An 8,106-nucleotide genomic window follows, 5' to 3' on the forward strand; every position below is an offset into this window, starting at 1 on the left:
GACAGGGGTAGCAGCGGCCGGACGAACTCCCACTCGGCGTCCGACAGTTCATGGCGACGTAACACCCGACCACGACCCACCAAACAAGATCATTTGAAGACACTGCCTAGCAGAGACATCAACCCACGACCGGGCCCCAACAAGATCCGAACCTCGAACAGCCCCTGGCCGCACCCGTTCACGAAACACCGGCCGCTCAGCGGTCAGGCCCACCCTGCGCGCACCCCGCACCCCCGGGGTCGACGTCCCGGACGTCGCGGCCGTCCTCGACGTGCCGCGCAGCCGATCGTGCGGCCCGGTCCGGTTCACGGCGGCATCACCGCCGCCCCGGCCGCGGAACTGGACCGACTGATGCGCCGCTACGTGCGCTGGCATCGAGATTCGTCCCGCCGGTCGCCCTCGGGCCGCCACTGCCTCCCTTGGGAGCCGGCGGCAGCCCGTCGTCATACGGAAACCCATTTCAGATACAGACCTGTATTTGGATACAGTCTCGTATCCGACGGCGCATCAGGAGGCGATCACCATCACCAAGCGACTCACCCGGCAGCAGAGCCGGGAACTCACCCGCGAGCAGCTGCTGCAGGCCGCGGCCGAACTCTTCGCCGAGCACGGCGTCAACGGCACCTCGGTCGAGCAGATCGTCGAGCACGCCGGCTACACCCGCGGCGCGTTCTACGGCAACTTCGAGGGCAAGCACCAGCTCGTCCTGGCCCTGCTGGACCAGCACACCCAGCGCGAGCTGGAGGAGATGCAGCAACTCAGCCTCGACGCCGGATCGTTCGACAACCTGATGGAGCACCTGAGGTCCTGGTACCGCCAACGCGACGAGACCCTCGGCAGCTGGCTCGCCCTGCGCACCGAGCTCTGGCTCTACGGCCTGCGCGACCCGGAACTGCTCCCGGTGCTCGCGGTCCGCGAGCGGCGGTCGCGCGCCGCGCTCGCCCAAGCGCTGGAGCAGGGCTTCGCCGCCCGCTCGGTGGCTCCCCCGGCCCCGGTCGAGTTCCTGGCCCTCGTCATGTACTCGCTGGGCGACGGCCTGTCCATCCAGCGCGTGCTCTGCCCCGAGGACAGCGACATCGACACCGTCGCGAACGCCATCGAGCTGCTGATGCGCTCCTGGAGCGCGCTCTCCCGGAACCCCGCGCCCGCCGAGGAAGCCTCCCGCCCGTCCCCCGGGCGTCCGACCACCAAGGGTCGGACGCCATCGATCGAGAAGCCGGAGAAGAACCCATGAGCAGCAAGGCAGCGCAGGCGAGGCAGCCGACCGCCGGACCGCCTGTCGCCTCCGACGCCCCCGCACCGGACCCGAAGCGGTGGCTCGCGCTGGCCGTTCTGCTGGTCGCTACCTTCATGGACCTGCTGGACGTCAACATCGTGACCGTGGCGATCCCGGCCGTCCAGGGCGACCTCGGTGCGTCGGCCGTCGTCATCCAGGCGGTGACCGCCGGCTACACACTCTCCTTCGCGGCCATCCTGATCACCGGTGGCAGGCTCGGCGACATCTTCGGCCGCAAGCGGATGTTCATGACCGGTGTCGCCGGGTTCGTCGTGGCCTCCGCCCTGTGTGCGGCCGCGCAGAACTCCGAGATGCTGGTCGCCTCCCGCATCCTCCAGGGTGTGGCCGCCGCGATCATGGTCCCGCAGGTCCTGGCGATCATCCACGTCACGTTCGCCCCACAGGAGATCGGCCGCGTCGTCAGTCTGTACGCAGGCATGATCGGCCTGGCCATCGTCGCCGCCCCCATCCTCGGCGGCGCCCTGGTCGACTGGAGCCCGCTCGACCTCGGCTGGCGGAGCATCTTCGTGGTCAACCTGCCGGTCGGCGCGGCCGCCCTGTTCGGGGCCTCGAAGTGGATGAAGGAGTCGAAGTCCCCGCACCCGATGCGGCTGGACCTGATCGGCATGCTGCTCGCGATCTTCGGGCTGCTCCTGCTGATGCTGCCGCTCATGCTCGGCCGTGAACTCGACTGGCCCGCCTGGAGCATCACCTGCCTGTTCGGCGCCGCGCCCGTCATCGTGGGCTTCGTCTTCTACGAGCGGTACAAGACCCGCAAGGACGGATCCCCGCTGGTGACCCTCTCCCTGTTCCAGGTCCGCGCGTTCGGCGCCGGCGTCGCGGCGCAGATGCTCTTCAGCGCCGTCCCGGCGGGCTTCTTCCTCAGCTGGACGCTCTACCTCCAGGGCGGCCTGGGCTGGTCGGCGCTGCACACCGGTCTGACCGCGATACCGTTCTCGCTCGGGGTCCCGATCGTCGGCACAATCGCGGTGCGCACGCTCTTCCCCAGGTACGGGCGGTACACCCTGGTGGCGGGCGCCCTGATGATGATGCTCGGCATCGCCTCCTACGCCTGGGTCGCGAACCACGCCGGGAGCGGCATCACCTCCTGGCACGCCGTCCCGTCCATGCTCCTGCTCGGCTCCGGCATGGGTCTGCTGATGGCCCCGCTGACCGGTCTGATCCTGCGCGAAGTCAAGCCGCAGGAGGCGGGCGCAGCGTCCGGCATCATCAACGCGACCGGTCAGCTCGGTGCGGCCCTAGGCGTGGCGATCATCGGCGGTGTCTTCTTCTCCGCCCTGGCGAGCAACGCGGGTCCGCAAGCCGACCAGGTCATCCCGACCGTCCAGGCGGTGGCACCTGCCAAGGCCGGGGCGATCCGCAGCTGCGCGACCGACTCGCTCGGCCGGGCCGACCCGACCAAGGTGCCGGAGAGCTGCACCACGCTGCTGGCGAGCGCCCCGGGCACCGGTCAGGACTCCGGCGCCGACGCCGAGACCATCGACTCCGCCCTCGGCGAGATCCGCTCCAAGACCTTCATCGCCACCTACAGCGAGGCTCTGTACTGGGCGGCCGGCGGCCTGGTGCTCGTCACCGGCCTGCTGTTCCTCCTGCCGCACCGGGCGCACCGGCCGGAACAGAAGTGAGCCTCGGCGGCCGAAGGGGGTGCTCGACCCCGGCCGCCGGGCTGATCTGCTGACCTTTCATCGACTGACATGCGGTCAACTCCGCCGCGCGCGCCTGCGGAACGCGGGCCGATGTCCGAATCCACACCTGGAGAACCACAGTTATGAGCGGTACGACCTACCAGGTCATCACACACGGCAAGTTCGCCGAGCTCACGGATGAACAGCGTGCGTCCCTGATCACCCAGGCGGGCGAACACGACCTGTTCAAGGCCCGGTTCACCGAGGAGGGCACCGTCACCTACGAGCCGGCCCTGCTCACCTTCACCTTCCGCGTCCTCGTCCCGGCAACCGAGGAGGACACCGAGGACCTCGTGCTGGGCCAGGCCAAGGAACTGGCCGCGGCCGCCATCCGCAGGCTCGGGGGCGAGTACCGGGACCTCCGGTCGGTCTCCACCGACCTGTCCAAGATCAAGGTCAAGCGGAAGGGCCGCTGAGCCCCTGACGGAACCGGCCCCTGCCGGGCACACGGGCCGGGCAGGCTTCAGAAAGGATGCGTTCCCTCTCATGACACCCGAACAACTCGCCATCGAGCTGGCCGATCCGGTGCTGCGCCGGATCTTCTCGGCGACCGCCCTCGGCGCGTCGACCTCCGCGGAGATCCTCTCCGTCTCGGGGCTCGGCGCACCGCAGGCCGCCCCGGCCATCGGCCGGCTCGTCCGCAGCGGACTGCTCGTCCAGGGGCACGGCACGCTGGCCCTGGACGACGACGCCCTCGCCGCGGCCGCGGAGACCGCCGCCCGGCGTGTGGCGGCGGAGACGGCGGCCGACCAGCCCGACCCGCAACTGCGCGGCCACATCCGCGGCGGCATCCTGGTCGACGTGCCGGAGCAGGAGGCCGACGCCCGTCGCGCGGTCCTCGGGCACGTCGCCGGGAGCACCTTCGCCGCCGGCGACGTCTACGACGAGCGGACGGTGACCGACCGCCTGCAGCCATGGTGCGAGGGCGGCGCACTGGACGCCGTCTCGCTGCGGCGCGCCCTCGTCGACGACGGACTCCTGGCCCGCGAGTCCGGACGCTACCGGCTCGCCGACCTGGTGGGCTGCGCCGGATGAAGACCGCGGAAGGCCCCGCACACTCGGTGGGTTCCAGGGGCAGTTGCAACACGTGGTCGGTTTGATCAGGCCGCGAAGAGTCTGTGCAGGCGCTCGGCTGGGGCTTCCCAGCCGAGCGCCTTGCGTGGGAGGCCTGAGCCTGGAGTACTCCTCCCGCTCACGGAAAAGGGTCCTTCGCCCCTGAGCCACCGTCCGGTTCTTCCGGATCTCGAACATCGCCACCCCTTGAGCCGGGGCGTTGCAACGATCTCTGGGAGCTGTTCGAGGTTCGGATCATGTAGTTGGGGTCAGGTGTCCTTCCACAACGAAGTTGGTCGGCTGACGATGCAGTCGTTCCATGGGGGCACAGCGCTGTTCATGTCGATGGGTGTGATGTCGTTGTGTTTAGCGCGGGATCGCCATGGCGGCGGAGGTAGGCCAGGACTGCGCGGACGCGGCGGTGGCCGCTGTCGCCGGCCGACAGGCCGAGTTTGAGGAAGACGTTGCCGATGTGTTTGTGGACGGCGTTGTCGGTGATGACGAGCCGTTGGGCGATGGTCGCGTTGTCGTGGCCCTCGGCCATCAGCGCGAGGACCTCGCGCTCGCGTGCGGTCAGGGCATCGACGGGATCGCCGTGTGCCAGGAGTTGGGCGATGGCTTCGGGGTCCATGGCGGTGCCGCCGCCGGCCACACGGCGCAGCGCGTCGGTGAATTCCGCGATGCGGCTCACGCGGTCTTTGAGCAGGTATCCGATGCCGCCTCGGGCGTCGGCGAGGAGGCGGCCCGCGTATGCCTGCTCCACGTACTGCGACAGGACCAGGACGGGAAGTCCGGGATGGTCACGGCGGGCCTGGACCGCCGCCCGGATGCCCTCGTCGCGGAAGGTCGGGGGCAGCCGCACGTCCACGATGGTGACGTCCGGCCTGTGGGTCTCGACGGCGGTGAGGAAACCGGGGGCGTCGGCCGCGATCTCCACGACCTCGAAGCCCTGGGAGTTGAGCAGGAGCTCGAGCCCGGATGACAGCAGGACGTTGTCCTCGGTGATCACTACGCGCACGGAAGCTCCACGGTGATATTGGTCGGCCCGCCAGGCGGGCTGCTGATCTTCATGGTGCCGTCCAGAGCGGCGGCGCGGCGGCGCATTCCGTCCAGGCCGGAACCTCGGGCGGCGTCCGCTTCGCCGGTCCCGTTGTCGGCGATCTGCGCGCAGAGCAGCGCGCCGTTGCGGGTCACGCGAACTGAGGCATGGGTGGCCCGGCTGTGTCGGGCGATGTTCGCCAGTGCCTCGGTGACGGCGAAGTAGACGACCGCTTCGACCGCTGCGGGGATCTCACCGAGCGGACCGATGTCGATGCGGGTCGGCACTCCGGCCCTGGTGGTCAGGGTGCTGAGCGCGCCGGAGAGGCCCTGGTCGGCCAGCACAGGGGGGTAGATGGTGCGGATGACGGAGCGCAGCTCGGTCATCGCGTCCTCGGTCTCGGCGTGGGCCTGTCGCACCAGAGCGGCGGCCGCGTCGGGTTGGTCGGAGAAGCTTTCGCCGGCCACGGCGAGCCGCATCGCGATGGCCACGAGCCGGGCCTGGGTGCCGTCGTGAAGATCCCGTTCGATCCGCCGGAGTTCCGCACCGTGTGCCTGCAGGACGTCCGTACGTGTTCGGGTGAGTTCGGTGACGCGTTCGCCCAGTTGCTCCGCGGGCGATGGTGCCAGGACCGCGAGGCAGCACCGGGCGTGCGCTCGGGCGAGCGGCGGGAGGACGATGGCGGCCAGTGTCGCCAGGACCACAAGATTCACCAGCCCGAGCGGTAACGCGGTGCCCCAGCCGGTTATGCGAACGCTGACCACCGGCAGCCACGGCGCTGTGGGAAAGGCCCACCACAACAGCGTAATGACAGGAGTGATGAACAGGCAGCCCAGACAGACCAGGGCGAGGGCGCCCGACGGCAGGCCGGTGACCACCTGCGTCACGAGCCACGCAAGGTTGCGGCGGGCGGCGCGCGGGCGCGGCTCGACCGACCGTCCCAGCAGCGCCCCGGCGCGCCGGCGATGCTGTTCCGTCCAGGACTGCGCCAGCGACGGAAGGCACAGCAGGGGCGCCGCAGCGAGCGCCACCGCCGCGGACACCAAAGTGGCCATCAGGTAATGCCCGCTGTGCCATGCCTTGAGCCACCGTGCGCGGGCCGCGCCGGGTATGCCGAGCACTTGTCTCGCTTTCCCTTTGTCGTGCAGGAGGACCGTGGGAGGCCCCACGTGATTGACCCTAGACAACCAGGCGGCCCTGCGGCACTACAGGCAGCTGTACCTTTCGTCCGGGTGCCTGCGGTAGCGACCCTCCGTCGGATGCTTACCTAGCGTGTGGGCATGAGATTCACAAGCCCGAACGCCGTACCGCACCCGGACACTCCCGTGTCCGGCCGGCCCGATCGGCAGCACCGCCGCACCGGCAAACGGTGGCCGGCTGCCGTTGTGGCCGTCCTCGTCATTGCAGGTACGGCCGTTGCCGTCCGGTTGTCGGCCGACGCACGCGACTCGGCCGCGCCCGGATACGGGCAAGACGATCTGCGCCGGGACACCGACGCCATCGAGGCACTGGGGGTCACCGGCGTCCAGGCACGGGTGACCACCGGCCCTGGCAGGGACCTGGTCGCCACCAGCGGCGTCGCCGAGGCCGGCACGAACCGTCCGGTGCCCCGCGACGGCCGCTTCCGGATGGCCAGCACCGGCAAGGCGCTCGTGGCCACCGTGGTCCTGCAACTGGTGGACGAGGGCAAGCTGGCACTCGACGACACGGTGGACCGCCGGCTGCCCGGCTTGGTGGACGGCAACAGCAACGACGGACGCCGGATGACCATCCGCCAACTCCTCCAGCACACCAGCGGCATCCACGACGACGACCTCCCCGGCTACACCACCCCGCAGGAGTACTACGAGCGCCGGTACGACACCTACTCACCCCGACAGATCGTCGCGCTGGCGATGAGGCACCGCCCGGACTTCCCACCCGGCGCCGGGTGGAGCTATTCCAACACCGGCTACGTCCTGCTCGGCATGATCATCGAGAAGGTCACAGAACGCCCTTGGCACAAGGAGGTTGAGGACCGGGTCCTGAAGCCGCTCGGCATGGGGCACACCTACCTGCCGGGGAGCACCCCCGCGCTCCGGCCTCCACACGCCAACGGCTACCAGGTTTTCCCCTCCGGCGAACGGGTCGACGTCACCGAGGTGATCCTCCCCGACCCCGGCAGCTACGTCTCCACCACTGCGGATGTCAACCGCTTCTTCCAGGCCCTGCTCGGCGGCAAGGTGCTGCCCCGGGCACGGCTGGCCGAGATGCGGGACACCGTCCCGGTCAACAAGGAGATGCAGGCGTTCTGGCCGTACGGACGCTACGGCCTCGGCCTGGTCGAACGGCCCCTGTCCTGCGGCGGCAGCTACTGGAGCCACGAAGGAGGCAACGGCGGCTACATCACCCTGAACGGCGCCACCGACGACGGCAGGCGCACCGTGACCGTCTCCATGTCCACCGCCCTGGGTGACTCGCCCGACAACGCACTCCGGCAGGAGCAAGCCGCCAGCAACCTCGTCGACCACGCACTGTGCGACACCCCCGGCAACGGGCAGGACAGGTAACTACTCCCCCAGCATGCGGGGATGGCCGACGGTGGACGGTGTCGTACGCCGGTGGAAAGGTCACGGTCCCCGGCGCTCCCTGGCAGTCGCCGTCCCTGCGGCCGGCCGCGCGACCGGCGGTTTCGCGGACAATGTCACCGCTGCAGTAAATCCGGCATCTACTGCGGCACACCCCTGACGCACCATCAGATACAGGTGCCCGATGAGCGGACCTCGAAGCGGAACGACTGCTGCCGTCAATCGTCGCACCACTGCCCCTCGCGCCCGATCCAGCCCCGAGCATCGCTCAGCGCCATATCACCGAGCAGCGGCGAGCAGACCTCGACCACCTCAGCATGCGCTGGTAGGAGCCGCCCGCCAGGCCAGTTCCTCGATGTGCCGTTGACTGATATGCAGTGGGCGGGAGTCGAGCCGATACTGCCAGCCGGGCTCCGAGAGGGTGCGGTAGGTGACGAGACCACCGTGAGGTGATCGACGCCGCGG

The 8,106-nt window shown here is 69.7% G+C and carries 7 protein-coding genes; 5 read left to right on the forward strand and 2 right to left on the reverse strand.

Annotation, left to right across the window (positions count from 1 at the left end; all coding sequences use genetic code 11):
- The first annotated feature begins 478 nt into the window (after positions 1-478).
- The 4 genes from EES42_RS31435 to EES42_RS31450 all read left to right on the forward strand — a co-directional run bounded on the left by EES42_RS31435 (position 479) and on the right by EES42_RS31450 (position 4,017).
- Entirely contained in the window at positions 479-1,234 is a 756-nt protein-coding gene (locus EES42_RS31435) for a TetR/AcrR family transcriptional regulator (RefSeq protein WP_241196708.1), read from the forward strand.
- Positions 1,231-2,922 carry an MFS transporter gene (locus EES42_RS31440; RefSeq protein WP_124721686.1) on the forward strand — a complete coding sequence of 564 codons (1,692 nt, stop codon included), beginning with the start codon at positions 1,231-1,233 and terminating at the stop codon, positions 2,920-2,922. Before EES42_RS31435 ends, EES42_RS31440 begins: the two co-directional genes overlap by 4 nt.
- A 143-nt stretch (positions 2,923-3,065) precedes the next feature.
- On the forward strand, positions 3,066-3,398 hold the full coding sequence (locus tag EES42_RS31445) for a DUF6204 family protein (RefSeq protein ID WP_124721687.1): 333 nt from the start codon (positions 3,066-3,068) through the stop codon (positions 3,396-3,398).
- Between the two features lie 70 nt (positions 3,399-3,468).
- Positions 3,469-4,017: a DUF2087 domain-containing protein gene (locus EES42_RS31450; RefSeq protein ID WP_124721688.1), complete on the forward strand. Its 549-nt coding sequence runs from the start codon at positions 3,469-3,471 to the stop codon at positions 4,015-4,017.
- Positions 4,018-4,372: 355 nt separating this feature from the next.
- Here the strand turns inward: EES42_RS31450 and EES42_RS31455 are convergent, their stop codons facing one another.
- Both EES42_RS31455 and EES42_RS31460 read right to left on the reverse strand, forming a co-directional pair.
- Complete coding sequence (locus EES42_RS31455) at positions 4,373-5,053, reverse strand: response regulator transcription factor (RefSeq protein ID WP_124721689.1); 681 nt, start codon at positions 5,051-5,053, stop codon at positions 4,373-4,375.
- Entirely contained in the window at positions 5,044-6,195 is a 1,152-nt protein-coding gene (locus EES42_RS31460) for a sensor histidine kinase (protein WP_124721690.1), read from the reverse strand. The genes EES42_RS31455 and EES42_RS31460 overlap by 10 nt, the downstream gene beginning before the upstream one ends.
- A 159-nt stretch (positions 6,196-6,354) precedes the next feature.
- Between EES42_RS31460 and EES42_RS31465 the strand changes: the two genes are divergently transcribed.
- Positions 6,355-7,623 carry a serine hydrolase domain-containing protein gene (locus EES42_RS31465; protein ID WP_124721691.1) on the forward strand — a complete coding sequence of 423 codons (1,269 nt, stop codon included), beginning with the start codon at positions 6,355-6,357 and terminating at the stop codon, positions 7,621-7,623.
- The last annotated feature ends 483 nt before the right edge of the window (positions 7,624-8,106 follow it).

This window comes from Streptomyces sp. ADI95-17, from assembly GCF_003846175.1.
GTDB classification, from domain to species: Bacteria; Actinomycetota; Actinomycetes; order Streptomycetales; family Streptomycetaceae; genus Streptomyces; species Streptomyces sanglieri.